The organism is Cupriavidus respiraculi (assembly GCF_914271545.1).
Lineage (GTDB): Bacteria > Pseudomonadota > Gammaproteobacteria > Burkholderiales > Burkholderiaceae > Cupriavidus > Cupriavidus respiraculi.
Genome location: NZ_CAJZAH010000005.1, coordinates 114,439 through 139,673, shown reverse-complemented (window position 1 = coordinate 139,673; position 25,235 = coordinate 114,439). Strand labels below are relative to the sequence as shown.

General features: G+C 66.4%; 25 protein-coding genes and 1 tRNA gene. 10 read left to right on the top strand and 16 right to left on the bottom strand.

Going from position 1 to position 25,235, the window contains the following annotated elements; all coding sequences use genetic code 11:
- Nucleotides 1-2: 2 nt before the first annotated feature.
- Together LDO27_RS20475 and LDO27_RS20470 are read right to left on the bottom strand one after the other, a co-directional pair.
- Nucleotides 3-1,313: a homoserine dehydrogenase gene (locus LDO27_RS20475; protein ID WP_222203480.1), complete on the bottom strand. Its 1,311-nt coding sequence runs from the start codon at nucleotides 1,311-1,313 to the stop codon at nucleotides 3-5.
- A 76-nt stretch (nucleotides 1,314-1,389) separates the two neighbouring features.
- Entirely contained in the window at nucleotides 1,390-2,622 is a 1,233-nt protein-coding gene (locus tag LDO27_RS20470) for a pyridoxal phosphate-dependent aminotransferase (RefSeq protein WP_222203482.1), read from the bottom strand.
- A gap of 415 nt (nucleotides 2,623-3,037) precedes the next feature.
- Here LDO27_RS20470 and LDO27_RS20465 point away from each other — a divergent pair, with 415 nt between their 5' ends.
- The 5 genes from LDO27_RS20465 (at nucleotide 3,038) to LDO27_RS20445 (ending at nucleotide 7,641) form a co-directional block, all read left to right on the top strand.
- Complete coding sequence (locus LDO27_RS20465) at nucleotides 3,038-3,424, top strand: Mth938-like domain-containing protein (protein ID WP_222203483.1); 387 nt, start codon at nucleotides 3,038-3,040, stop codon at nucleotides 3,422-3,424.
- Nucleotides 3,425-3,572: 148 nt separating this feature from the next.
- Nucleotides 3,573-4,034 carry a peroxiredoxin gene (locus LDO27_RS20460; protein WP_224043720.1) on the top strand — a complete coding sequence of 154 codons (462 nt, stop codon included), beginning with the start codon at nucleotides 3,573-3,575 and terminating at the stop codon, nucleotides 4,032-4,034.
- A 390-nt stretch (nucleotides 4,035-4,424) separates the two neighbouring features.
- Nucleotides 4,425-6,125, top strand: coding sequence for a PhoH family protein (locus LDO27_RS20455; protein WP_224043719.1), 1,701 nt, complete (start codon nucleotides 4,425-4,427; stop codon nucleotides 6,123-6,125).
- Between the two features lie 263 nt (nucleotides 6,126-6,388).
- A complete protein-coding gene (locus tag LDO27_RS20450) occupies nucleotides 6,389-6,901 on the top strand; it encodes a hypothetical protein (protein ID WP_224043718.1) in 513 nt (170 codons plus the stop codon).
- Between the two features lie 95 nt (nucleotides 6,902-6,996).
- The gene (locus LDO27_RS20445; RefSeq protein ID WP_224043717.1) at nucleotides 6,997-7,641 is read left to right on the top strand and encodes a C40 family peptidase; all 645 of its coding nucleotides are present in this window, start codon (nucleotides 6,997-6,999) and stop codon (nucleotides 7,639-7,641) included.
- 45 nt (nucleotides 7,642-7,686) lie between these two features.
- On the opposite strand, the gene LDO27_RS20440 is transcribed toward LDO27_RS20445, so the two are convergent.
- The 8 genes from LDO27_RS20440 to LDO27_RS20405 form a co-directional block, all read right to left on the bottom strand.
- Nucleotides 7,687-8,697 carry an inorganic phosphate transporter gene (locus tag LDO27_RS20440; protein ID WP_222203489.1) on the bottom strand — a complete coding sequence of 337 codons (1,011 nt, stop codon included), beginning with the start codon at nucleotides 8,695-8,697 and terminating at the stop codon, nucleotides 7,687-7,689.
- 12 nt (nucleotides 8,698-8,709) lie between these two features.
- Nucleotides 8,710-9,336: a DUF47 domain-containing protein gene (locus LDO27_RS20435; protein WP_222203490.1), complete on the bottom strand. Its 627-nt coding sequence runs from the start codon at nucleotides 9,334-9,336 to the stop codon at nucleotides 8,710-8,712.
- Nucleotides 9,337-9,529: 193 nt separating this feature from the next.
- Nucleotides 9,530-10,921: a replicative DNA helicase gene (locus LDO27_RS20430; RefSeq protein WP_222203491.1), complete on the bottom strand. Its 1,392-nt coding sequence runs from the start codon at nucleotides 10,919-10,921 to the stop codon at nucleotides 9,530-9,532.
- A gap of 167 nt (nucleotides 10,922-11,088) precedes the next feature.
- Nucleotides 11,089-11,541, bottom strand: a complete 453-nt coding sequence (rplI, locus tag LDO27_RS20425) for a 50S ribosomal protein L9 (protein WP_222203494.1) — start codon at nucleotides 11,539-11,541, stop codon at nucleotides 11,089-11,091.
- A 27-nt stretch (nucleotides 11,542-11,568) separates the two neighbouring features.
- The gene (gene rpsR, locus LDO27_RS20420) at nucleotides 11,569-11,847 is read right to left on the bottom strand and encodes a 30S ribosomal protein S18 (protein ID WP_006163606.1); all 279 of its coding nucleotides are present in this window, start codon (nucleotides 11,845-11,847) and stop codon (nucleotides 11,569-11,571) included.
- 3 nt (nucleotides 11,848-11,850) lie between these two features.
- Nucleotides 11,851-12,150 carry a primosomal replication protein N gene (gene priB / locus LDO27_RS20415; protein ID WP_222203497.1) on the bottom strand — a complete coding sequence of 100 codons (300 nt, stop codon included), beginning with the start codon at nucleotides 12,148-12,150 and terminating at the stop codon, nucleotides 11,851-11,853.
- A gap of 68 nt (nucleotides 12,151-12,218) precedes the next feature.
- Nucleotides 12,219-12,593 carry a 30S ribosomal protein S6 gene (rpsF, locus tag LDO27_RS20410; protein ID WP_224043716.1) on the bottom strand — a complete coding sequence of 125 codons (375 nt, stop codon included), beginning with the start codon at nucleotides 12,591-12,593 and terminating at the stop codon, nucleotides 12,219-12,221.
- A gap of 102 nt (nucleotides 12,594-12,695) precedes the next feature.
- Nucleotides 12,696-13,697, bottom strand: a complete 1,002-nt coding sequence (locus LDO27_RS20405) for an asparaginase (protein ID WP_224043715.1) — start codon at nucleotides 13,695-13,697, stop codon at nucleotides 12,696-12,698.
- A gap of 238 nt (nucleotides 13,698-13,935) precedes the next feature.
- Here LDO27_RS20405 and lexA point away from each other — a divergent pair, with 238 nt between their 5' ends.
- The 3 genes from lexA (at nucleotide 13,936) to LDO27_RS20390 (ending at nucleotide 15,056) form a co-directional block, all read left to right on the top strand.
- Complete coding sequence (gene lexA / locus LDO27_RS20400; protein WP_222203505.1) at nucleotides 13,936-14,592, top strand: transcriptional repressor LexA; 657 nt, start codon at nucleotides 13,936-13,938, stop codon at nucleotides 14,590-14,592.
- A 95-nt stretch (nucleotides 14,593-14,687) separates the two neighbouring features.
- A complete protein-coding gene (locus LDO27_RS20395) occupies nucleotides 14,688-14,858 on the top strand; it encodes a hypothetical protein (RefSeq protein WP_222203506.1) in 171 nt (56 codons plus the stop codon).
- A 122-nt stretch (nucleotides 14,859-14,980) separates the two neighbouring features.
- Nucleotides 14,981-15,056: transfer RNA gene (locus LDO27_RS20390), tRNA-His, on the top strand.
- Nucleotides 15,057-15,629: 573 nt separating this feature from the next.
- Here the strand turns inward: LDO27_RS20390 and dusA are convergent.
- The 6 genes from dusA to typA all read right to left on the bottom strand — a co-directional run bounded on the left by dusA (nucleotide 15,630) and on the right by typA (nucleotide 22,868).
- The gene (gene dusA / locus LDO27_RS20385) at nucleotides 15,630-16,676 is read right to left on the bottom strand and encodes a tRNA dihydrouridine(20/20a) synthase DusA (RefSeq protein ID WP_224043714.1); all 1,047 of its coding nucleotides are present in this window, start codon (nucleotides 16,674-16,676) and stop codon (nucleotides 15,630-15,632) included.
- Between the two features lie 196 nt (nucleotides 16,677-16,872).
- A complete protein-coding gene (locus tag LDO27_RS20380) occupies nucleotides 16,873-17,190 on the bottom strand; it encodes a hypothetical protein (RefSeq protein ID WP_222203508.1) in 318 nt (105 codons plus the stop codon).
- A gap of 86 nt (nucleotides 17,191-17,276) precedes the next feature.
- Complete coding sequence (locus LDO27_RS20375) at nucleotides 17,277-17,837, bottom strand: NADPH-dependent FMN reductase (protein ID WP_224043712.1); 561 nt, start codon at nucleotides 17,835-17,837, stop codon at nucleotides 17,277-17,279.
- 173 nt (nucleotides 17,838-18,010) lie between these two features.
- Nucleotides 18,011-19,087, bottom strand: coding sequence for an enoyl-CoA hydratase/isomerase family protein (locus tag LDO27_RS20370; RefSeq protein WP_224043711.1), 1,077 nt, complete (start codon nucleotides 19,085-19,087; stop codon nucleotides 18,011-18,013).
- A gap of 99 nt (nucleotides 19,088-19,186) precedes the next feature.
- Nucleotides 19,187-20,773 (bottom strand): methyl-accepting chemotaxis protein, encoded by a 1,587-nt coding sequence (locus tag LDO27_RS20365; RefSeq protein ID WP_224043709.1) that lies wholly within the window; start codon nucleotides 20,771-20,773, stop codon nucleotides 19,187-19,189.
- Nucleotides 20,774-21,047: 274 nt separating this feature from the next.
- Nucleotides 21,048-22,868, bottom strand: coding sequence for a translational GTPase TypA (gene typA / locus LDO27_RS20360; protein WP_224043707.1), 1,821 nt, complete (start codon nucleotides 22,866-22,868; stop codon nucleotides 21,048-21,050).
- A gap of 194 nt (nucleotides 22,869-23,062) precedes the next feature.
- On the opposite strand from typA, the gene LDO27_RS20355 reads away from it, so the two are divergent.
- Both LDO27_RS20355 and LDO27_RS20350 read left to right on the top strand, forming a co-directional pair.
- Nucleotides 23,063-23,563: a MarR family winged helix-turn-helix transcriptional regulator gene (locus tag LDO27_RS20355; protein ID WP_222203517.1), complete on the top strand. Its 501-nt coding sequence runs from the start codon at nucleotides 23,063-23,065 to the stop codon at nucleotides 23,561-23,563.
- A gap of 73 nt (nucleotides 23,564-23,636) precedes the next feature.
- Nucleotides 23,637-25,172, top strand: coding sequence for an AdeC/AdeK/OprM family multidrug efflux complex outer membrane factor (locus tag LDO27_RS20350; RefSeq protein WP_224043699.1), 1,536 nt, complete (start codon nucleotides 23,637-23,639; stop codon nucleotides 25,170-25,172).
- The last annotated feature ends 63 nt before the right edge of the window (nucleotides 25,173-25,235 follow it).

The window sequence follows — 25,235 nt, the reverse complement described above, 5'->3', positions numbered from 1 at the left end:
CTTCAGTTCAGCTCTTCCATGCGCAGGCGCGTCACGCCCGACAGCACGGTCGGCAGCGCCTCGATCTTGGCGATGGCCGCGTTGACATGCTTCTCGAGCGTCAGGTGCGACAGCATGATGATGTCGGTCTGCGGCTCGCCTTCGCGCGATTCCTTCTGCAGCATGGCGTCGATCGAGATGCCGGCGTCGGCCAGGATGCGGGTGATATCGGCCAGCACGCCCTTCTCGTCCGACACCCGCATGCGCAGGTAGTACGAGCTGGTGACCTCGTCGATGGGCAGCACCGGCACGCTGGACAGCTCGTCGGGCTGGAAGGCCAGGTGCGGCACGCGGTGGCCGGGGTCGGCGGTGTGCAGGCGGGTCACGTCGACCAGGTCGGCGATCACGGCCGAGGCCGTCGGCTCGGCGCCCGCGCCCTTGCCGTAGTACAGCGTCGCGCCGACGGCGTCGCCCTGCACCAGCACGGCGTTCATCGCGCCTTCGACGTTGGCGATCAGGCGCTTGGCCGGCACCAGCGTCGGATGCACGCGCAGCTCGATGCCGTTCTCGCGGCGGCGCGTCAGGCCCAGCAACTTGATGCGGTAGCCCAGTTCCTCGGCGTACTTGATGTCGATGGCCGACAGGCGCGTGATGCCTTCCACATGGGCCTTGTCGAACTGCACCGGCATGCCGAAGGCGATCGAGCTCATCAGCGTGACCTTGTGCGCGGCGTCGATACCCTCGATATCGAAGGTGGGATCGGCTTCCGCATAGCCCAGGCGCTGCGCTTCCTTGAGCACGACGTCGAAGTCCAGCCCCTTGTCGCGCATCTCGGACAGGATGAAGTTGGTGGTGCCGTTGATGATGCCGGCGATCCACTGGATGCGGTTCGCGGTCAGTCCTTCGCGCAGCGCCTTGATGATGGGAATGCCGCCGGCGACGGCCGCCTCGAAGGCCACCATCACGCCCTTGCGCCGCGCGGCCTCGAAGATCTCGTTGCCGTGCACGGCCAGCAGCGCCTTGTTGGCGGTCACCACATGCTTGCCGTTCTCGATGGCCTTGAGCACCAGCTCACGCGCGATGCCGTAGCCCCCGATCAGCTCGACCACGATGTCGATGTCGGGCCGCGCCACCACCAGGTTCGCATCGTTCACCACCTCCACCTCGCCGCCGGTCAGCTCGCGGGCGCGCTCGGTGTTCAGGTCCGCGACCATGGCGATCTCGATGCCGCGCCCGGCGCGGCGGCGAATCTCTTCCTTGTTGCGCTTGAGCACGTCGAACGTGCCGCTACCGACGGTACCGATGCCGAGCAGGCCTACTTTGATGGGTTGCATGGAACTGACTCTTTGTGACTGACTGAAATATTGGATGGGCGGTGGCAAGTCATGGCCCGCGCGGCGGGCCCGGACGTCATGCCGCGGCGCCGTGGCGCTTTCGATAGGCTTCGAGGAAACGGCCGACGCGGCCGATCGCCTCGCGCAGGTCTTCCTCGTGCGGCAGGAAGACGATGCGGAAATGGTCGGGCTTGCCCCAGTTGAAGCCGGTGCCCTGCACCAGCAGCACCTTGGACTCCTGCAGCAGCTCGTAGATGAATTCCTGGTCGTCCTGGATCGGATACATCGACAGGTCCAGCTTGGGGAACAGGTACAGCGCGGCCTTCGGCTTGACGCAGGTCACGCCGGGAATCCGGGTGATCAGCTCGTAGGCCAGGTCGCGCTGGCGGCGCAGCCGGCCGCCCTCGGCGACCAGGTCATTGATGCTCTGGTAGCCGCCCAGCGCGGTCTGGATGGCCCACTGGCCCGGCACGTTCGCGCACAGCCGCATCGAGGACAGCATGTTGAGCCCCTCGATATAGTCGTGCGCGGGGCGCTTGTCGCCCGACACGACCATCCAGCCGGCGCGATAGCCGCACGAGCGGTAGTTCTTCGACAGGCCGTTGAAGGTCACCGTCAGCACGTCGGTGGACAGCGAGGCGATCGAGGTGTGGGTGGCGCCGTCGTACAGCACCTTGTCGTAGATTTCGTCGGCGAAGATGATCAGCCCGTGCTCGCGCGCGACGGCCACGATCTGCAGCAGCAGTTCGTCCGAGTAGAGCGCGCCGGTCGGGTTGTTCGGGTTGATGACGACGATGCCCTTGGTATGGGGCGTGATCTTGGCCCGGATATCGTCGATGTCCGGCATCCAGTCGTTGGCCTCGTCGCACACATAGTGCACCGGCGTGCCGCCGGACAGGCTTACCGCTGCGGTCCACAGCGGGTAGTCGGGGGCCGGCACCAGCACCTCGTCGCCGCTGTTGAGCAGCGCGTTGACCGACATCACGATCAGCTCGGACGCGCCATTGCCCACGTAGATGTCGTCCAGGCCCACGCCCTGGATCTGTTTTTGCTGGGTGTAGTGCATGATCGCCTTGCGCGCGGCGAAGATGCCCTTGGAATCGGAGTAACCGGCCGAGTTCGGCAGGTTGCGCATCATGTCCTGCTGGATCTCTTCCGGCGCATCGAAGCCGAATACCGCGAGGTTGCCGATATTGAGCTTGATGATCTTGTGGCCTTCCTCCTCCATCTGCTTGGCCTTCTCCAGCACGGGCCCACGGATGTCGTAGCAAACGTTGTTCAGCTTCTGGGATTTCTGGATCGGTTTCACGGCGTTGTCGGCTGGAGGCAAGGGCCACCGGGCTCGTCCGGCGGCGAACTGGATATGACGCGGGATCTGGGTCGAAACTGGAATCGGCGGAGCCGGCTCGGGCACGTTCCGCCGCGCCGCCATGCGGTGCGCCCCATCGCCTCGCACGGGTATGGCGGGGCGGATTGCAAGGCTGCTGCGTGGGTAAATAACGGCAGCAGGGAGGCCAAAGTTATAATTTTGCGATTATGACAGAGTTCGGCGGCAATTCTTGCATTGCAGCGTAGCCGCGACGCCGAGCTTTCACCCCATACAACAGGCCCCGCGCCCCGCCCTTTTCCGTCGCCGCCCAGCGGCGGCCCGCGCTGTCCCCGCCGCCGCGGCCCGGACCGCGCCCCAGGCGGCACGCCGCGCGACCGTACCGACAAGGCTCACCGTGAAACTGCACGCCGACCAGCCCAATGCCCTCAATACCGTGACCGCCTACGGACCCGGCTATATCGAGATCAACATGGTCCGCTATACCGACTCCGTGCTCGTGATGCCCGAGGGCGAGGTCCAGCCCTGGCCGGTGCGCCGCTTCGAGGACCTGGCAGCCGAGCACTTCGAGGCGCTGCTGGCCCAGGCGCCCGAGGTGGTGCTGCTGGGCACCGGCGACCGCCTGCGCTTTCCCCATCCCCGGCTGACCGCGGCGCTGTCGCGCAAGCATATCGGCGTCGATGCCATGGACCTGCAGGCCGCCTGCCGCACCTACAACATCCTGATGGCCGAGGGCCGCAAGGTGGCCGCGGTGCTGCTCGTCGAAGAGGCGCCCGCCGGCTGAGTGCGGCTCGCCGGCCGGCCCGGGACGGCCGCCGCGAGGTCTATCGAACGCCACACTTGAAGTGCCGCCGCCCGCCCCCATTTAGCGCCGATAAGGCGGCGGGCCCCGCATCCCGTCTTCCACGCCGCCCTCCCGAGGAGCCCTCAGCATGACCGTCAGTCTCAACCAGGCCGTACCCGACTTCACCGCTCCCGCCACCGGCGGCGAGTTCCGCCTGCGGGACCAGCGCGGCAAGACCCTGGTGCTGTACTTCTACCCCAAGGACAACACCCCCGGCTGCACCACCGAAGCCATGAATTTCCGCGACCAGCACGATGCCTTCGTCGCGGCCGGCGCCACCATCGTGGGCATCTCGCGCGACAGCCTCAAGTCGCACGAGAACTTCAAGACCAAGCTGGAGCTGCCCTTCGAACTGATCTCGGACGCCGACGAAACGCTGTGCGCGATGTTCGATGTCATCAAGATGAAAAAGATGTATGGCAAGGAGGTGCGCGGCATCGAGCGCAGCACCTTCGTGATCGACGGCGACGGCAAGCTGCGCCACATGATGCGCGGCATCAAGGTGCCCAGCCACGTGGACGAAGTGCTCGAACTGGTGCGTGCGATGTAAGGAAACACGGGGCCCGCAAGTGCCCCGGGCGGCGAATATCCAACACTTAAACCAGATCTGCAAACTGCATTGCCAAACCAAAAGGCTTCGGATACATTGGCCCGTAATGAGTTCAGATTCCGGATGCCACGTTGTTTCGCCATCCCGGCCCAGGCGGTCACCGCTGGAGGCCGGTAGCGGACCTGCCGTGTCGCGCGTCCGCCCCAAAGCCGCCATGCCTGTCAGTCAGGTCTGGCGGCTTTTTTGTCTCCACGCGGCGCCGCGCCCCGTGGCCCGCCCCACTCCTTTCCCGGCCGCATCCGCTGTCTCCGCTGTTTTCGCTGTACCAGCTTCATCCGCTTCGCCCTCTCTTCGCCTTACCACCCCGTTCGCCTGAAAGGAAAGCCAAGCATGCCGCTGCCCACCATGCCCGCCAAGCCTGCTCAACTGCTGGATCCGAGTGAATTCGCGCCGGTGAAGTTGCCGCGCCCGACCTCCGCGGCGCAGGGCAAGAAACCCGTGCCGGATCTGGAGCGGGTGGCCCTGATGGAAACCGGCGAAAGCGCACCGCAGATTCCGCTGGCCGAGGCCCGCGCCGGCGGCGCCCGCGCGCGCGGCAAGGAGGCGCCGGCCGCGCCCGCCAGGCCGGCGTCCCCGGTCAGCCTGGTCAAACCCACCGCCGGCACGGCCGGCCGGCGCCAGCGCAAGGACACGGGTCCGAGCAAGCTGTTCGTGCTCGATACCAATGTGTTGATGCACGATCCCACCTCGCTGTTCCGCTTCGAAGAGCACGACATCTATCTGCCGATGATGACGCTCGAGGAACTGGACAATCACAAGAAGGGCATGAGCGAGGTCGCGCGCAATGCGCGCACCGTCAGCCGCACGCTCGATGCGCTGGTGGGCGGCACGGACGGCGTGCTGGACGAGGGCCTGCCGCTGGCCAAGCTGGGCAACCGCGATGCCGCCGGCAAGCTGTTCTTCCAGACGCGCCTGAACGACACCAAGCTGCCGGAAGGGCTGCCGCAGGGCAAGGCCGACAACCAGATCCTCGCCGTGGTCAGCACGCTGCAGCAGCAGTATCCGGAGCGCCAGGTGGTGCTGGTGTCGAAAGACATCAACATGCGGATCAAGGCCCGCGCGCTGGGCCTGCCCGCCGAGGACTACTTCAACGACCAGGTCCTCGAGGACAAGGACCTGCTGTACTCGGGCGTGATGGTGCTGCCCAACGACTTCTGGACCAAGCACGGCAAGGGCGTCGAAAGCTGGCAGGACCCCAAGTCCGGCGCGATGTTCTACCGGCTGACCGGCCCGCTCGTACCGTCGTTCCTGGTCAACCAGTTCGTCTACCTCGAACCGATGGACGGCAGCCTGCCGCTCTACGCGCAGGTCAAGGAAATCAACGGCAAGACGGCGCTGCTGCAGACGCTGAAGGACTTCACCCACCACAAGAACAATGTGTGGAGCGTGACGGCCCGCAACCGCGAGCAGAACTTCGCGCTGAACCTGCTGATGAATCCGGAGATCGACTTCGTGACGCTGCTGGGGCAGGCCGGCACCGGCAAGACGCTGCTGGCGCTGGCCGCCGGACTCGAGCAGGTGCTGGACCAGAAGCTGTACAACGAGATCATCGTCACCCGCGCCACCGTGCCGGTGGGCGAGGACATCGGCTTCCTGCCGGGCACCGAGGAAGAGAAGATGCAGCCGTGGATGGGCGCCTTCGACGACAACCTCGAGGTGCTGCAGAAGAGCGACGACAGCGCGGGCGAATGGGGCCGGGCGGCGACGCAGGAACTGATCCGCTCGCGCATCAAGGTCAAGAGCATGAACTTCATGCGCGGCCGCACCTTCGTCAACAAGTTCGTGATCATCGACGAGGGCCAGAACCTCACGCCCAAGCAGATGAAGACGCTGGTGACCCGAGCCGGCCCGGGTACGAAGATCGTGTGCCTGGGCAATATCGCGCAGATCGACACGCCCTACCTGACCGAGGGCTCCTCGGGCCTGACCTTCGTGGTGGATCGTTTCAAGGGCTGGAGCCACAGCGGCCATATCACGCTGGCGCGCGGCGAACGCTCGCGCCTGGCCGACCACGCGGCCGACGTGCTCTGACCCTGCCACCCTGGCGGTGTGTGTGTAGGACCGCGCCCGGCAGCTTTGGCGGCCGGGCTGTCCTACGATACAACCGCGCCGAGCGTCCGCCTGGCGGGCGCTTTTTCTTTGGCGCGCCCTTTTTCCGATTCCCTTGTGCCAGTTGCCGGAACGGCCGCAGCGGCCGGACGCGGCGCGGCCGTTGTGCCGCGCGGCCCGCCGGCAACCCTACGGAGGCTTCGATGGATTTCATTTCGTTTTGCCGGTCTCGCGGCCGGTTTTCCGTGACCACGGCCCGACGCTCCGTCAGCGCCTGCGCGATGGCGTTCGGTGCCGTCGCCGCCGTGGCTGCCGTGGCCGCGATGGCCCTGGCGCCGACCGCCACGCAGGCGCAGGAAGCGTCCTCGCCCGGCGCGATCCCGCACTCCCCCGCAACGCCCGCCGCCGCGGCATCGGCGCCCGCCGGCACGCCCGCCGAACTGGTGATCCGCACCATCGGCGCCGTCAGCTACGTATGCGGCGGCGTTGCCGACGACGAACAGCGCCAGCTCGCCTCGCGCGAGAAGAACTTCAATATGGGGCTGCTGTTTACCGAAGGCGCGCGCGGCGAATATCTGTCCGACGTCGAGGTGCGGCTGGTGCGCGACGGCCACGAGGCCGCGAAGTTTCGCGCCTCGGGCCCGCGTTGCCTGATCAAGGCACCCGAAGGCAGCTACAATGTGCACGCCGTTTACAACGGCCAGCCCAAGACCGTCGTGGTCAAGACCGGTACGCGCAACGCGCAGATCCGCTGGTAGCCGCACCGCTGCAATCGCGCGCGGGCATGCGGGTCTCGGAGGCGGCGCCGGTTCGTTCCCCGGCAGGCGACTGGCCAGGAGTTCCGACGACCACCATGCCTTCGAGTACGACATCGCAAGCGCGCCGCGCGCGCCTGACCCTGCCGCTGACGCTTGGGCTCGCCCTGCTGCTCGCCGCCTGCGCCGGCTCCCCGCCGGTGCGCCACGGCCAGTCCTCCCGGCCTTCCGGCAAGCCCATCGTCGATCCCAGCGCGGGCCTCGAGGAAATCTCGATCCAGGCCATGTCGCTGGTCGGCACCCCCTATCGCTACGGCGGCAATACGCCGGACTCGGGCTTCGATTGCAGCGGGCTGGTGCGCTACGTCGTCGCGCGCGCGGCCAATGTGAACCTGCCCCGGACCACCGAGGCCATGGGCACGCGCGGCACGCCGCTGCAGCGCAGCGAGGTCGCCTCCGGCGATCTGGTGTTCTTCAATACGACGGGCCGCGGCAATTCCCACGTCGGCATCTACGTCGGCCAGAACCGCTTCGTGCATGCGCCGGCCACCGGCGGCACGGTGCGCCTGGAGGACATGACAAAGCCCTACTGGGCATCGCGCTACAACGGCGCGCGCCGCGTCGCCGCGGCCATCGATCCGGTGCCGGCGCCCGCGCCGCAGTATCGGCCGCAGCCGGCGCCGCCGGAACCCGCACCGGCCCCCGACGACGATCCGATCGCCGCCTTCGCCAACAAGTCATGAAAAAAGCCAGGCAATTGCCTGGCTTTTTCGCGTCCGGGAACCGGCTCAGAGTATCTGGCGGCCGATCCACCACGCCACCGCGGCCATGAAGGCCGAGGCCGGAATGGTCAGCACCCAGGCCCAGACGATATTGCCGGCCACGCCCCAGCGCACCGCCGACATCTTCTGCACCGAGCCCACGCCGACGATGGCGCCGGTGATGGTATGCGTCGTCGAGACCGGCACGCCCAGCGCCGAGGCCAGGAACAGCGAGATCGCCCCGCCCGTCTCCGCGCAGAAGCCGCCGACCGGCTTGAGCTTGGTGATCTTCTGGCCCATGGTCCGCACGATGCGCCAGCCGCCGAACAGCGTGCCCATGCCGATGGCCACATAGCAGCTGATGATGACCCACAGCGGCGGCTCGGCCGCGCCCTGCATCACGTGGCCGCTGGCGATCAGCAGCATCCAGATGATGCCGATGGTCTTCTGCGCGTCGTTGCCGCCGTGGCCGAGGCTATACAGCGAGGCCGAGACCAGTTGCAGCCGGCGGAACCAGCGGTCCACGCGCGAGGGCGGCGTGCGGAAGAAGGTCCAGCCCACCACCACCATCAGCACCGAACCGAGCAGCATGCCCAGGAACGGCGAGATCAGGATGAAGGCCACGGTCTTGAGCAACCCGCTGGTCACCAGGGCGCCGGTGCCCGCCTTGGCCACCGCGGCACCGACCAGACCGCCGATCAGCGCGTGCGAGGAGGAGGACGGAATGCCGTAGTACCACGTGATCAGATTCCATACGATGGCGCCCACCAGCGCCCCGAATATCACGTAGTGATCGACGATCTGCACATCGATCGTCCCGGTGCCCACGGTGGCCGCCACCTTCAGGTGGAACACGAAGATGGCGACGACATTGCAAATTGCCGCCATGGCGACGGCATGGTGAGGCTTGAGCACGCCCGTCGACACCACCGTGGCAATCGAATTGGCGGCATCGTGGAAGCCGTTCATGAAGTCGAACAGCAGGGCGAGCGTCACCAGCAGGACGATCACCCACAAGCTCATTTGTACGGTCTGCATGCGGGTTCCGGGTCAGGCGTTTTCCAGCACGATGCCTTCGATGATGTTGGCAACATCCTCGCACTTGTCGGTGATGGTTTCGAGCTGCTCGAAGATCGCCTTCAGCTTGATCAGCCGCTTGACGTCGGTTTCCTCGCGGAACAGCTTCGAGATCGCCGAGCGCATCACGGTATCGGCCTCGGACTCGAGCTGGTCGATCTGCTGCGCCGTCTTCAGGATCGTGCTGGCATTGCCCATGTCCTCCAGCAGTCCCACCGCGATCTTGACCAGCTCGCAGGTCTGCAGGCAGATGATGGCGAGCTTGCGCGCGTCGTCGGTCAGGCTGGTGACGTCGTACAGCAGGATGGTTTCGGCCACGTCCTCCATCAGGTCCAGGATGTCGTCCATGGTCGTGATGAGCTTGTGGATCTCGTCGCGATCGAGCGGCGTGATGAAAGTCTTGTGCAGCAGATCGATCGTGTCGTGCGTGATCCGGTCCGCTTTCTTCTCGGTGGCCTGCACGCGGCGGGCATGGATTTCCGCGTTCGACAGATCGTTGATCAGGTCGACCAGTTCGCGGGCAGCCGTCACCGCGCACTCGGCGTGTTGATTGAAATATTCGAAGAACTTGCCCTCGGTGGGCATGAAACGGCCGAACATGGAGGTTCCTTGTGGATGAGCGAAGGCTCTCTCTTGTTGCTGGATCTTGGCGGGCAAGATGCCGACGGCCGGCGGCGAAAACCGGCTGTCACAAAAAGGCAATATTCTACAGGCTTGCCGGCGCGCGCCGGGCGTTTGCCGATAAACAACGCGCCGGCGCTTTCGCGGCGGCGCGCCCGGGACGCGGTTGCGGTCAGGTGTCGTTGTCGAAGAACGCCGGACCGCCGCTGTAGTTGTCGAACTTGGTGAACTGGCCCAGGAACGTCAGGCGGACCGTGCCGATCGGACCGTTACGCTGCTTGCCGATGATGATTTCCGCGCTGCCCTTGTCCTGCGAATCGGGGTTGTAGACCTCGTCGCGATAGATGAACAGGATCACGTCGGCATCCTGTTCGATGGCGCCGGATTCCCGCAGGTCGGACATCACGGGCCGCTTGTTCGGCCGCTGCTCCAGGCTTCGGTTCAGCTGCGACAGCGCGATCACCGGGCAGTTGAGTTCCTTGGCCAGCCCCTTGAGCGAACGGGAGATTTCCGAGATCTCGGTGGCGCGGTTCTCGCCGCCGCCCGAGCCGGACATCAGCTGCAGGTAATCGATGATGATCAGGCCAAGCTGCCCGCACTGGCGCGCCAGCCGCCGCGAGCGCGCGCGCAGCTCCATCGGATTCAGCGCGGGCGTCTCGTCGATGAACAGCTGCGCGTCGTTCATGCGCTGGATCGCATGGGTCAGGCGCGGCCAGTCCTCGTCCAGCAAGCGGCCCGTGCGCAGGCGGTGCTGATCCAGCCGGCCGACCGAACCGAGCATACGCATGGCCAACTGCGTGCCGGCCATTTCCATCGAGAACACCGCCACCGGCAGGCCCTGCTCCACCGCCACGTGCTCGCCGATATTGAGCGAGAACGCGGTCTTGCCCATCGAGGGGCGGCCCGCGACGATCACCAGGTCGCCGGGCTGCATGCCGCTGGTCATGCGGTCCAGGTCGATGAAGCCGGTGGGCACGCCGGTCACGTCGGTATTCGAATCGCGGTGGTACAGCTCGTCGATCCGTTCCACCACCTGCGTGAGCAGCGGCTGGATTTCCTGGAAGCCCTTCTGTCCGCGCGAGCCTTCCTCGGCGATGGCGAACACCTTGGATTCGGCCTCGTCGAGCAGTTCGCGCACGGCGCGGCCCTTGGGGGCGAAGGCGGCGGTCGCGATATCGTCGGCCACCGTCACGAGCTTGCGCAGCACCGAACGCTCGCGGACGATTTCCGCGTAGCGGCGGATATTGGCCGCGCTCGGCGTGTTCTGCGCCAGCGAGTTCAGGTACGCCAGGCCGCCCACCTCCTCGGCCTTGCCGGCCACCTGCAGCATTTCGTAGACGGTGACGACGTCGGCAGGCTTGGTATCGGAGATCAGCCGGGCGATGCTCTGGAAAATCACCCGATGATCGAAGCGGTAGAAGTCCGCGTCGGAGAGGAAGTCCGCGATGCGGTCCCAGGCGGCATTGTCCAGCAGCAGCCCGCCAAGCACCGACTGTTCGGCCTCGATGGAGTGCGGGGGTACCTTGAGATTGTCGAGTTGGGGGTCGGCGACGGGCGCGTTCATGGGTGGGGATTATAGCGGCCTGATCCGCGCTACAGCGGTCGGCGCCGGTCGATCGGACAATCGATCGGCAACGAACAGGCAAACAAAAAGGCAGAAGCCTTCGCTTCTGCCTTTGGGGACTTCCTGCACCGGGCGAGGACCAGCCTCGTCCGGGAAGATGCCACGACTCAGGCGTGCTCGCCCAGCACCGAGACGGTCACGTCGACCAGCACGTCGGTGTGCAGCGACACGCTGACGGGGTGGTCGCCCACCATCTTCAGCGGGCCGTTGGGCAGGCGCACTTGCGCCTTCTCCACCTTGAAGCCTTGGGTGCCCAGGGCTTCGGCGATGTCGGCGTTGGTGACCGAGCCGAACAGACGGCCGTCCACGCCCGACTTCTGGGTGATCTGCAGCGTCAGACCGTTCAGCTTCTCGCCTTCGGCTTGCGCGGCGGCCAGCTTCTCGGCGGCTGCCTTTTCCAGATCGGCGCGCTTGACCTCGAACTCGTCGATGGCGGTTTGCGTGGCGCGGCGGGCCTTCTTCGACGGGATCAGGAAGTTACGGGCGTAACCGTCCTTCACGCGCACGATGTCACCCAGGTTGCCCAGGTTGATGACTTTTTCCAGCAGAATGACTTGCATCGTATTTTCTCCTTGTCGACCGGGCTATCAGTTCTTGTGCAGGTCGGTGTACGGCATCAGCGCGAGGAAACGCGCGCGCTTGATGGCCGTGTCGAGCTGACGCTGATAGTGCGCCTTGGTGCCGGTCAGGCGAGCCGGCGTGATCTTGCCGTTGTCGCCGATGAAGTCCTTCAGGGTGTCCAGATCCTTGTAGTCGATCTGTTCCACGCCAGCCACGGTGAAGCGGCAGAAGCGCTTGCGCTTGAACAGCGGGTTCTGCTGTTGGAAGCGCTTCTTGTTCTTGTTGTCACGTTTGACGAATGCCATGATTCAATCCTTTACGAATGCTTTACATCCAGTGATGTGAAAGACGAGACCTTTGCTGTTGCGATGCTTGCGGGCGAGGAATCCTTCGCAGTCCAGCAGCGTACCGAGGGGTAGCCGCTCCAGGCGCTGGCCGATCGGCCCGACGCCCATTGCCGCGATGGCAAACTCCACTTGCCTTGGCGTCTGCGCCTCCACCGTTTCCCCGGAGTACTGCAGGATGCAGTTGACGACGGGAATGCCGGCGGGCGTATATCGCAGGGCGTCACGCTCGGCGAGCGTGGCGTGGAGCCGAACCTGATTCAAATCACACTCGCTTGCTGGCAGCCGGCGGCGCGGACCCGTTCAACGGGCGGGCGCTGCCGCAATCGCACTCAAGCAGCCGGGGTCTCGCTGGTCTGTTGCGAGGCCTTGCGGGCTTCTTCGCGCTGGACTTCCTTCATCATCGGCGACGGCGCGGTTTCGGCCTTCTTGGTCTGGACGATGAGGTGGCGCAGCACGGCGTCGTTGAACTTGAACGCATGTTCCAGTTCAGCCAGCGTTTCCTTGCCGCACTCGATGTTCATGCAGACGTAGTGAGCCTTGGCCAGCTTCTGGATCATGTAGGCCATCTGACGGCGGCCCCAGTCTTCCACGCGATGGACCTGACCGTGCTGCGAGGTGACCAGCGTCTTGTAACGCTCGATCATGGCACCGACTTGCTCGCTCTGGTCCGGGTGGACGATAAAAACGATTTCGTAATGACGCATTGATGGTCCTTTTGGGATAAGCCACCCGGGCGTCTGTCCGGTGTGGCAAGGTTTAAATAGCCGGCGATTATAGCGCGGCAACGGCTGACCAGACAAGCCCGATCAGATCTCGGCGAACAGGCGCTGCAACCCGCTGGGGTCCGAAGCCAAGGCGGGATCACGCGCCAGCGCCATCGCCAGCACCACCCGCGCCTTGTAGGGATTGAGATCGCCGGCGGACGCGAACAGCCCGGCCTGGGGGTCCGGATGCCTGCACAGCGTGACATGGCCCTGCCCCGTGCGGGAACTGCGCAGCACTGCCACGCCCGCACGGGCGGCGTCGGCCAGCGCCGCGACCAGCGTCTCGTGGATCGAGCCGTTGCCGGCCGCGGCCACCACCAGCCCGCGCACCCCGGCCGCCACCAGCGCATCGACCATCACGCGTCCCGGCCCGGCATAGCTCGCCACGATCTCGACCGCGGGCCAGGCTGCCGGCACCGCCCAGGGCGCGCCAGGCAATGCCACCGGCGCGCGCAGGTAGCGCACCAGTTCGTCCTGGACGATCCCGAGCGGCCCGGCCAGCGGCGAGACGAAGGCGTTGACGGCGGAGGTATGCGCCTTCACGGCATCGCGGCCGGCATGGATCACCTGGTTCAGCACCACCAGCACGCCCTTGCCCATCGACTCGGGATGCCGCGCGACACGGACGGCGTCGAGCAGGTTCAGCGCGCCGTCGGCGGACAGCGACGTCGCCGGGCGCATCGCTGCGGTCAGCACCACCGGCACGCGCGCGGTATCGCACGCCAGATGCAGCAGCATCGCCGTCTCTTCCAGGGTATCGGTGCCGTGCGTCACCACGATGCCCGCCACATCCGGCTGCGCCGACCAATACAAAACACGCGCCGCCAGCGTGGCCCACAGCGCGAAGGACATGTCCTTGCTGTCCACCTGGGCCACCTGTTCGGCTTCGATGCGCGCGACTTGCTTCAATACCGGCACCGCATCGAGCAGCGCGTCGATCGGCACCGTGCCGGCCTGGTAGCGCGTGCTGCTGGCAGCGCTGGAAGAGGTGCCGGCAATGGTGCCGCCGGTGGCAAGGACGATGACGCGAGGCAAGAGGGACATGAATGCTGCGCAGGTAAACAGGGGATGACGAAGCGCCAGATTGTACCGGCGCTTGCCCCGCTGCGGCCTTGACGCGTCTCCGCACGATGGACCGTCGTCCATGAGCATCATCGCAAATTCCACTTGCACTTCACACGATACTGTATAAAATCACAGCACACTGTTCATGCATACAGTGCCTCACGGCACGGCCCGGCAATCCGGCCAAGCCTCCGACAGCGAAGGAACCAGCAACTCCATGGCGACCCTGACACCGCGGCAGCAACAGATCTTCGACCTGATCCGCAACACCATCCGGCAGACCGGCATTCCGCCCACGCGGGCCGAGATCGCGTCCGAGTTCGGATTCTCGTCGCCCAATGCGGCCGAGGAACATCTGCGGGCGCTGGCCCGCAAGGGCGTCATCGAACTGACGCCGGGCGCGTCGCGCGGCATCCGGCTCAAGGTATCGCGCAGCGAATCGGAATTGCCGGACCAGTTCTCGCTGCCGCTGGCCGGCGTGCTGCAACTGACGCTGCCCCTGGTCGGCCGCGTCGCGGCCGGCAGCCCCATCCTCGCCGCCGAACACATCGACCGCCAGTACCAGGTCGATGCCTCGGTCTTCGACGAGCGCCCCGACTATCTGCTGCGCGTGCGCGGCCTGAGCATGCGCGACGCGGGCATCCTCGATGGCGACCTGCTCGCCGTCAAGCGCGCCTCCGAGGCCACCAACGGCAAGATCGTGGTGGCCCGTCTCGGCGATGACGTCACGGTCAAGCGCTTCAAGCGCCGCGGCCAGAGCATCGAGCTGATCGCCGAGAACCCGGACTTTGCCAGCATCATCGTCGAACCCGGGCGCGAAGAGTTCTCCCTGGAAGGTATCGCCGTCGGGCTGATCCGCTCCTCCGGTTTCTGAAGGCGCGAGGGCGGCGCCGCCGCCTTTCGCCGGTTCATCCATGGCTGCCCGCCGGGCGCCAGGGCCCGTTGTTGCCGCAATTTATGAGGTTAACCATGCTGCAAGCCGATCGCTCCCCCGCCCGCCTTCCCGTCAAGCCCGTGCCGTTCCGCCAGTCCAAGGGCGTACGCATCTACCAAGGCGCGCAGCGCCGCACCATGGTGGGCAGCATGGCGGCCATCTGCCGGATGCTGGAGCTCGATCCGCCGGCGAAGCTGCACGCCTGAGCGGAAGACAAAGGGTGGCCCCGACGTCTTTGAATTTTTTTGTGCAGAGTACTAGCCACGGCGAGACGATGTTTGTATAATTTCGTTCTTCGCTGCTCAGCACTCGCTGGTCAGTCTCTACGGTGGCTGTAGCTCAGTTGGTAGAGTCCAGGATTGTGATTCCTGTCGTCGTGGGTTCGAGTCCCATCAGCCACCCCAGTTTCCCCTCGCATTGACGCCCCTTGTTTCGACGAGGCTCCCCGGCGCTCCAGTGCAACCTCCCGCAGCAGTACCGTTTCGTAGCGCCCGGCAGTCGAGTGGCGTCGCGCGTTTTCCATGGCGCTCGTTCATGGCTTGCAAATCGCAGGCACAAAAAAAGAGAGCCCGCGACGCGGACTCTCAACTCTTGCGATCTCAATGCCCTGAAGGCCCTTGCAATGTAGCCGTCATTGTCGACCCGCACCATTCGGGTAAACGGAGGGAACCCGCATGAGTCCCCGGGTGTCCGAACAGGCGCAGTTCGCACCCGCCGCTGCCTTGCGCCGCGCACAAAAAAAGCCCGCATGAAGCGGGCTCAAAAATCAGTTGAAGAAAGCCCTGTATTGGAGGGCCGACATAGTTTAAGAAAGGTAAGCCGCGCTTGGCTATCTAGGGGATTCCCTTTGGACATGCGGGTTCGCGGCCAATACGCGCCACAAACGTGCGCAAAGTGACGCGACCACAACGAAAGATGTCCACGGCACGATTCGCCGGTTCGGTTCTAGAGGAATACCTCCAACCGTCGCGACCGGCCTAGCCCGCCTCCACCGCCTCCATTGCTTCGGGCGCCTCGTGACGCAGATGCGCGCGCGCTTCCTCGAACAGCGCGTCGACGCCGGAACGGGTACGGATCGCCTGCATCCGTCGCGCGTCCGACAGCACGCGGCGCCAGCCGCGTCCGCCATGGATGCCGCGGTGCAATCCCAGCATATGCCGCGTGGCCGCGCCCATGTAGCCGCCCCGCTCCACCAGATCCCCGATATAGCGCTGCATCGCCAGCTCGACTTCGAGCCGCGACGGCGCGCAGATGTCGGCACCATAGAAGCGCGGATCCACGCCGGCCAGCACATAGGGCTGGTGATAGGCCTCGCGGCCGATCATCACGCCGTCGACATGTTTCAGATGGGCGGCGATCTCGTCGTGCGTCGTGATACCGCCATTGATCAGAATCTCCAGACCGGGGAATTCCTGCTTCAGGCGGTAGGCCACTTCGTAGCGCAGCGGCGGAATCTCGCGGTTTTCCTTGGGGCTCAGGCCCTTGAGGATGGCGTTGCGCGCGTGGACGATAAACGTGCCGCAGCCCGCGGCCGCCACCGTGCCGACGAAATCCCGCACGAAATCGTAGTGCTCAATGGTGTCGATGCCGATGCGGTGCTTCACCGTCACGGGCACCGCTACCACATCGCGCATCGCCTTCACGCAATCGGCCACCAGTTCGGGCTCGGCCATCAGGCAGGCGCCAAAGGCGCCGCGCTGGACGCGCTCGGACGGGCATCCGCAGTTCAGGTTGATCTCGGCATAGCCCCACTTCTCTCCCAGCCGCGCGGCCTGCGCCAGATCGGCGGGCTCGCTGCCGCCGAGCTGCAGGGCCACGGGCTGCTCGGCCGCATCGAAATCGAGATGCCGCGCGACGTCGCCATGCAGCAGCGCGCCGGTGGTCACCATCTCGGTGTAGAGCCAGGTATGGCGGCTGAGTTGGCGATGGAACATGCGGCAGTGCCGGTCGGTCCAGTCCATCATGGGAGCAACCGAGATCCGGCGGGGATTGATAGCGGCCGCTTCGGCGGGGTGATCGGGCATTTCGGGCGTGGAGGTCGGCTTGCCGCAGTGGCCGAAGGGCCTTGGTCGCGACCGTGGTCGCGGCGGTATGCCGAGCGGGTTGGATCGGCGCACGCCGGCAGGGCCGGGTGGCGATCGGAAACTCAGGATGGCCGCGAGTTTACCACCGGACGGGAGAACGGGGCCGGGATGCCACGGGCACCAGCCGTCCCGACGGTCAGTCCACGGCCCTCGGCCCGCGCGGCTTCAATTCCAGCCCGAGGCGGATCAGCAGATCGAAGGCGTCGGCCAGCAGGTGCTGCTGGCGCGGCAGCAGGCTGGCATACGGCATGTCGTAGATCGACTGGTGCGCGTCGCGCGCGCCCTTGAGCCCGCGGTCGCGCGCGATGTCGGAAAGCAGCGCGGCGAACCCGGACAGATCCTCGGCATCGATGGCGCTGTTGAGCACCGTGGCGATGACCTGCGGAGAGGCCGCGGCCCAGCCGACGCGTTCGGCATTGGCGGCGCCTTCGCCGAAAAGATCGCTTGAGTCCATATCCATCCCCTAACGGCAACGGCGGACAATGCTTGAGGGCCGGCATGCCGGCCCCCGCGTCGGACGCTCCTGCCTGAAGTGCCGGCTCAGGCCGGCGCGTTGCGCTCGATCCACGCGGCGAAGGTGGTCAGAATCTTCTGCACGAAGGCGCGCGTCGATTCGTTGGCGATACCGCCCTGCTCATCGAACAATTTGTCGGCGCCGCCGATATAGGCCTCCGGCTGCTGCATCACTGGCACGTTCAGAAACACCAGGGACTGGCGCAGATGGTGATTGGCGCCGAAACCGCCGATCGCGCTGGGCGACACGCTGATGACGGCGCCAGGCTTGCCATCCCAGGCGCTCGATCCGTAGGGCCGCGAGCCGATGTCGATGGCGTTCTTCAGCGCGGCGGGCACGGAGCGGTTGTATTCCGGCGTGACGAACATCACGGCGTCGGCACGACGGATGCGATCGCGGAAGGCGGTCCACTCGGCGGGCGGGTTGTCGTCGTTGTCTTGGTTGTAGAGCGACAACTGACCGATTTCAACGATTTCCAGCTTGATGCCTGCCGGGGCCAGAGCGGCCATGGCGAGGGCCATCTTGCGGTTGAAAGATTCCTTGCGAAGGCTGCCCACCAGCACGGCCACATCACGGGGAGTACTCATCACGGCTCCTTGGCTTCGTTGAGAAAGAGATCGGTCGGCGCGGGCTGCAAACCCGCCACCATGGCCGATTGTCGCGCCGCCGGGGCATGAGCCCCCGGCCAAACCGTCACTCTACCCCACTCCGGGCCCTGCTTCCCATCCTCCCTCCGTATGGCTTCGACGTCACGTGGCTGTCACAGCGAAGCCAATGGATGTGCCGCGCGCGACCAAGGACTTTCGAAGAACGCCTGGACACGCTCGCGGCTCACCTCGTCGAGCCGGGCGGGCTGCCACTTCGGGCTGTGGTCCTTGTCGACCGCCAGCGCGCGGATGCCTTCCACGCCGTCGCCGTGGCGGAACACGCCGTGCATCATGTCGAGCTCCATCCGCAGTTCGTCGGCCAGTTCCATGGAGCGGGCGCGACGGATCTGCTCCAGCGTGACGCACAGCATCGAGGGAGAACGGGTGCGCAGCATCGCGGCGGTCTGTGCCGCCCAGTCGCCCTCGCGGTCGCTGACCGCGGCCAGGATTGCCGGGACGGTGGCATGGGCGAAATCGGCGTCGATCGCGTCGCGCTGAGCCGCGAGCTGGCTCTCGCCCGGATTGCACGCCGCCCGATGGGGGGCGGTGCGCGCGGCGATGAAATCCAGTACGGCGTCCCCGGTGGCGAACGTGGCGGCGCGCATCGCGGCCTGCAGTTCGGCCAGCGCGTTGGCGGGAAGATAGGCGTCCGCCAGGCCGGCATGGAGCGCATCCGCCGCGTGAATCACGGCGCCGGTCAGGCCGAGATATTCGCCGACACGACCGGGTGTGCGCGACAGGAACCAGCCGCCGCCCACGTCGGGGAACAGGCCGATATTGGTCTCGGGCATGGCCATCTTGGTGCGGTCCGTCACCAGGCGCAGCCGCGCGCCCTGCGAGATGCCCATGCCGCCGCCCATCACGACGCCGTCCATCAGCGCGATATAGGGCTTGGCATAGCGATGGATACGGTAGTTGAGCGCGTATTCCTCGACGAAGAACTGGTCGAGCAGCGGATCGCCGGCGAGCGCGGCCCGATGGAAGAAGCGGATATCGCCGCCCGCGCAGAACGCCTTCCCGCCGGCACCGGCGATGACCACCGCGACCACGTCGGTGGCGCCTTCCCAGGCATCGAGCGTGCGCGTGAGCGCGCGGATCATGTCGAGCGACAGCGCATTGAGCGCCTGCGGGCGGTTCAGGGTCAGATAGCCGATGCCACCGTGGACCTCGGCCTGGACAAAATCGGTCATGTCAGCGGATTCCTGCGTGTGCGAAGATCAATCCGCTACTTTACACCGGGCCTTGCGCGCGCCGATTCCCTGGCCGGCGCGCGCAGTGCGCCGCCGCGCTCACGCGAGCCGGAAGCGCGACATCAGCGCGTTCAGGCGCTGCGCCTGGTCTTCCAGCGACGTGGCGGCGGCCGCGGCCTGCTCCACCAGCGCGGCGTTCTGCTGCGTCATGCTGTCCATCTGCGTCACCGCCTGATTCACCTGCTCGATGCCTTGCGACTGTTCGTGCGAGGCCGCGCTGATGCCGCCCACGATCGAGGTGACCTTGCGCACGGCCGCCACGATGTCCTCCATCGTGCGGCCAGCCTCGTCCACCATGCCGCTGCCGGTACGCACGTTCGACACCGAGGTGTCGATCAGGCCGCGGATTTCCTTGGACGCCGACGCGCAGCGCTGGGCGAGATCGCGGACATCGCCCGCCACCACGGCAAAACCGCGGCCATGCTCGCCGGCGCGCGCCGCTTCCACCGCGGCGTTGAGCGCGAGGATATTGGTCTGGAACGCGATCTTCTCGATCACGTCGATGATGTCCACGATCTTGTTGGCGCTGGCGTCGATGGCCTGCATGGTGTCGACGACGCGGCCCACCGCATCGCCGCCGCGCTCGGCCAGCCCGCTCGCGTCCACGGCCAGCGTACTGGCCTGCCGCGCGTTGTCGGCGTTCTGCCGGACCGTGCCGGTCAGCTGCTCCATGCTCGATGCCGTCTCTTCCAGCGACGCCGCCTGTTCCTCGGTGCGCTGCGACAGGTCGGTGTTGCCCATCGCGATCTGCCGGCTTGCCGCCGCGATCGCGTCGGCGCCGGTGCGCACCTCGCCCACCATTGCGGCCAGCGAAACCTCCATGCGCGTGAGCATCTGCAGCATGCGGCCGGTTTCGCTGCGGTCCGCGTTCAGTTCATCCTCGGCGCCGTGCCGGGCAGACGCGTCTCGACCGCTTGCCGCCGCGCTCAGGTCACCCGCGGCGATGCGCTCGAAGCGGACGATGGCCGCATCGAGCGGCGCGACGATCGAGCGGCGCAGGCGCCAGGCCACCACCGTGCTGAACACGACGCCCAGCACCAGCACCGCCAGCGACCACGCGCGCAGCCGCGCATAGCGCTGCTGCGAATCGGCGTAGACGGCCTGCGCGCCAGCGAGTTGCAGCTTGCCCAGCTCGCTGTTGACGGTGGTGAAGGCGATATCCAGCTTCGGGATGGTGTCGAGCACGAGGCCCATCACCCGTTCGCGGTCGCCGGCATGCAGCGCGGCGATCATCGGCGCCACCCCCTGCGTGTACATGGCCTCGCGCCGCGCGGAGACTTCCTGCGCGACCTTGTTTTCCTCGGCGGAGCGGGGCAAGGCGAGATAGGCGTTCCAGGCCGCGTTCGACTGCTTGGCAAAGCCGTCCGCGGTGGCCGCGCGTTTCTGCGCTTCCGCGGGATCGGTGCTGAAGGTGGCCTGATCCAGCAGCACGCGCACCAGCAGCTGGTTGGCGCGCGCTTCGGACAGATGCACCGCGGCCGCCAGTTGCTGCTGATAGATCTGCCGTGTGGCGTCGTTGCTGCGCGACATGCCAAGCCAGCCGAAGGCACCGACAATCAGCAGAAGAATATTGGTGACGACAATCAGGACCCACAGCCTGGTGCCGATGGTGGTGTTGCGAAACATACTGGCTCCCCGTTGATGACGGCGGCTTTTCCCGCCGCCCCGCTATCAACGGCGGGGCCGGCCCTTCCTTAACGGTGATCGGTATGTTTCTCTGTCGTGCATCGAAGTAAGGAGATGCGGGGCGTTGCACCGCGCACATTCGCGTCCTCGTTCCGCATTCGACGATGCCGGAAAAGCAAAAAGCCGCGCACGAATGGCGCGGCTTTTTGCCGTGGCGGATCGCTGCGTGCCAAGCGCCGAAGCGCGCCGCGCGGCGACTTACGCGATCACGCGATCACGCGCCTTCGCGCGAGGCGCGCTTGCGCTCGTGCTCCTTCAGGTGGCGCTTGCGCAGACGGATGCTCTTCGGCGTGATCTCGACCAGCTCGTCGTCGGCGATGAATTCCACTGCGTACTCGAGCGTCATCTGGATCGGCGGCACGAGGCGCACAGCTTCGTCGGTGCCCGAGGCGCGCACGTTGGTCAGCTGCTTGCCCTTGATCGGGTTGACCACTAGATCGTTGTCGCGGCTGTGGATGCCGATGATCATGCCTTCGTACAGCGGGTCGCCGGGCTTGACGAACATGCGGCCGCGATCCTGCAGCTTCCACAGCGCGTAGGCCACGGCCTCGCCGTCGTCCTGCGAGATCAGCACGCCGTTGTGGCGCTCGCCCAGGCCGCCTTCGCGCACCGGCGCGTAGTCGTCGAAGATATGGCTGATCAGGCCGGTGCCGCGCGTGAGCGTCAGGAACTCGCCCTGGAAGCCGATCAGGCCACGGGCGGGAATGCGGTATTCCAGGCGCGTGCGGCCCTTGCCGTCCGACGCCATGTCGAGCAGTTCGCCCTTGCGGCGGCCCAGCTCTTCCATCACGCTGCCCTGGTGGCCGTCTTCCACGTCCACGGTCAGCAGCTCGTACGGCTCGTGCTTGACGCCGTCGATTTCCTTGAACACCACGCGCGGACGCGACACGGCCAGCTCGTAGCCTTCGCGGCGCATGTTTTCCAGCAGGATGGTCAGGTGCAGTTCGCCGCGGCCCGACACTTCGAACACGGTGTCGTCGCCGGTGTCGGCCACGCGCAGCGCCACGTTCGACTTCAGCTCGCGGTCCAGGCGCTCGCGGATCTGGCGACTGGTGACGAACTTGCCCTCGCGGCCGGCCAGCGGCGAGCTGTTGACCAGGAAGTTCATGGTCAGCGTGGGCTCGTCGACCTTCAGCATCGGCAGCGCATCCTGCGCTTCCGGCGCGCACACCGTGCAGCCGATGCCCAGTTCGTCGATGCCGTTGATCAGCACGATGTCGCCGGCCTCGGCTTCGGGCACGATCTCGCGCTCGAGGCCACGGAACTTCAGCACCTGGTTGATACGGCCCTTGATGGGGTTCCCCTCGGGACCGAACTTGACCACCACGTCCTGCAGCGGACGGGCGCGGCCACGCGAGATGCGGCCCACGCCGATCTTGCCGACGTAGCTCGAGTAGTCCAGCGAGATGATCTGCAGCTGCAGCGGACCGTTCGGGTCGTCGTTACGGACCGGCACCTTGTCCAGCACGGTCTCGAACAGCGGCTTCATGTCGCCGTCGCGCACCTCTTCCGTCAGGCCGGCGTAGCCGTTCAGGCCCGAGGCATAGATCACCGGGAAGTCCAGCTGCTCGTCGGTCGCGCCCAGCTTGTCGAACAGGTCGAAGGTCTGGTTGATGACCCAGTCCGGACGCGCGCCCGGGCGGTCGATCTTATTGATCACGACGATCGGCTTCAGGCCCAGCGCCAGCGCCTTGCGGGTCACGAAGCGCGTCTGCGGCATCGGGCCCTCGACGGCATCGACCAGCAGCAGCACGCCGTCGACCATCGACAGCACGCGCTCGACCTCGCCGCCGAAGTCGGCGTGGCCCGGGGTGTCGACGATATTGATATGGGTGCCGTTGTATTCGACGGCACAGTTCTTCGCGAGGATGGTGATCCCGCGTTCCTTTTCCAGGTCGTTGGAGTCCATCACGCGTTCCACGACTTGCTGGTTGTCGCGGAAGGTGCCTGCCTGGCGCAGGAGCTGGTCAACGAGGGTGGTCTTGCCATGATCGACGTGGGCGATGATGGCGATATTGCGGATTGCGCGGGTCATTGCGGCGTCTCGCTTAGTGCAAAGCATCAAAAGTAACCCGACATTCTAGCATGCTGCGGCGCAAAACCCCTTCTTCCGGTTGACGAAAGCTGTCGCCTCCACTGTTTCTCATTCCGAAATAACCAGTTGCGCTTCTTGCCGTTCATTCGAGTGCGGCATATATTTGCCACGACAATGATTGCAGGGACAAGAGAATGACAGACCAACCCGCCGTGCCGCAGCCTGCACAAGGGCAACAGGAAGCCGATGCCGGGCTCTTCGACCCTCTCGCCTACTGCATGGGCGAAAGCGTCGGCTACCTGATGGCTCAGGCCAAGAACGCCCTCTCTTACGAGGTGGAGCAGGAAGTCGCGGCGCTGGACATCACGCACGCGCAGGGCACCTGCCTGATGATGCTGGCCACCGGGCGCGCGCGCACCGTGACCGACCTCGGCCGTCTGCTCAACAGCGACATGGGATCGATCACCCGGCTGCTGAGCCGCATGGAAAAGCGCGGGCTCATCGAGCGCCATCGCAGCGACGCGGACCGCCGCATCGTCGACCTGTCCATCACGCCGGCCGGCCACGCGGTGGCCGACGCCCTGCCGCCGATCTTCTGCCGCGTGCTCAACCGGCGTTTCCGCGACTTCACCCGGGACGAGATCGAGACCTTTCGCGGCATGCTGCTGCGGATCATCGGCAACAACAGCGGATAGGGCCACGACGCCGTCGTCTCACTTTCGCCAACGCCGTTTGCCTGAACCCTACTTACCGCAGTCGAGCATCACCATGAACCCATCGTTCTTCCACCGTCCGGCCACGCCCGCATACGCGCCGTTGCGCCGCGCCGGCGCCTTCGCGCTGACCGCGCTGGCCGCCGCCGCGCTGGCCGGCTGCGCCGCCTTCGGCAATTCCCACAGCACCCAGGTCATGACCAAGCCTGCCGCGCTCGCCAGCGCGCAGACCCTGCCCTCCGAGCACGGCCAATGGCCGACGCAGGACTGGGTGGACCAGTTCGGCGACGCGCAGCTGCGCGCCCTCGTCGACGAAGCGGTCAAGGACAGCCCCAACCTGCAGGCCGCGCTGGCCCGCGTCGAGGCCTCGCGCGCCATGGCCGACGCCACCCGCAGCGCGCTCTATCCGCACGCCGATTTCGAAGCCAGCCTGACCCGCCAGCGCTTTTCCGAAACCGATCTGTTCGAGGGCACGCCGCTCGCGGGCTCGTGGCAGAACCAGTCGCGCCTGCAGGCCGGCCTGTCCTACGATTTCGACTTCTGGGGCAAGAACCGCGCCGCGCTCGAGGCCGCACTGTCGGACGACCGCGCCGCCGAGGCCGAGAGCCAGGCGTCGCGCCTGATCCTGACCACCGCCGTGGCGCGGAACTATGCGCGGCTGGCGGCGCTGTATGCGCAGCGCGATGTGGCCGAGCGCGCGATCGCGCAGCGCCGCGACCTCACCGAGCTGTCGCACCAGCGGCTGACCGCGGGCCTGGATACGCAGGTCGAGACCACGCAGGCGCGCGGCACCGTGGCCGCGGCGCAGACCGAGCTGCAACGCGTGGACGAGGACATCGCGCTGGCGCGCAACCAGATCGCGGCGCTGCTGGGCAAGGGCCCCGACCGCGGCCTGGCCATCGCGCGCCCCACCCTGCTCGCGCACGACACGCCGCGGCTGCCGGACAACCTGACGATCGACCTGCTCGGCCGGCGCCCCGACCTCGTGGCCGCGCGCTGGCGCGTGGAAGCGATGTCCCGGGACATCGATGTCGCGAAGGCCGAGTTCCTGCCCGCCGTCAGCCTGACCGCCTTCGCCGGGCTCGCGTCGCTGGAACCCTCGAACCTGCTGATGGGCATCAGCCGGACGTTCGGCATCGGCCCCGCCATCCACCTGCCGATCTTCGAGGGCGGGCGCCTGCGCGCCAACCTGAAGGGCAAGTACGCGCAGTACGACCTGGCCGTGGCGAACTACAACCAGACGCTGGTCGATGCGCTGCGCGAAACCGCCGACAACGTCGCCAGCCTGCGCAGCGTTGACGCGCAGATCCAGACCCAGCGCGAGGCGCTCTCCCTGGCCGAGCGCGCCTACTCGCTCGCCACGATGCGCTACAAGGCGGGGCTGGGCACCCAGCTCACCGTGCTCAACGCCGAGAGCAACGTGCTGCAGCAGCGGCGCCTCGCCACCGACCTGCAGGCGCGCCGCCTGGACCTGCAGATGGGCCTGATGAAGGCGCTGGGCGGCGGCTATCGCGAACCGGCCGAAGACCACGCGCATGCCGCGACCGCGCCAGCGCACGGCGCTCGCGCAGTCGCGGGCGCGCAGGGCTGACGCCATCCACGACGAATCCGGCTTGAAGCGTCCAGAACATCCAGAACATCCAGAACATCCAGA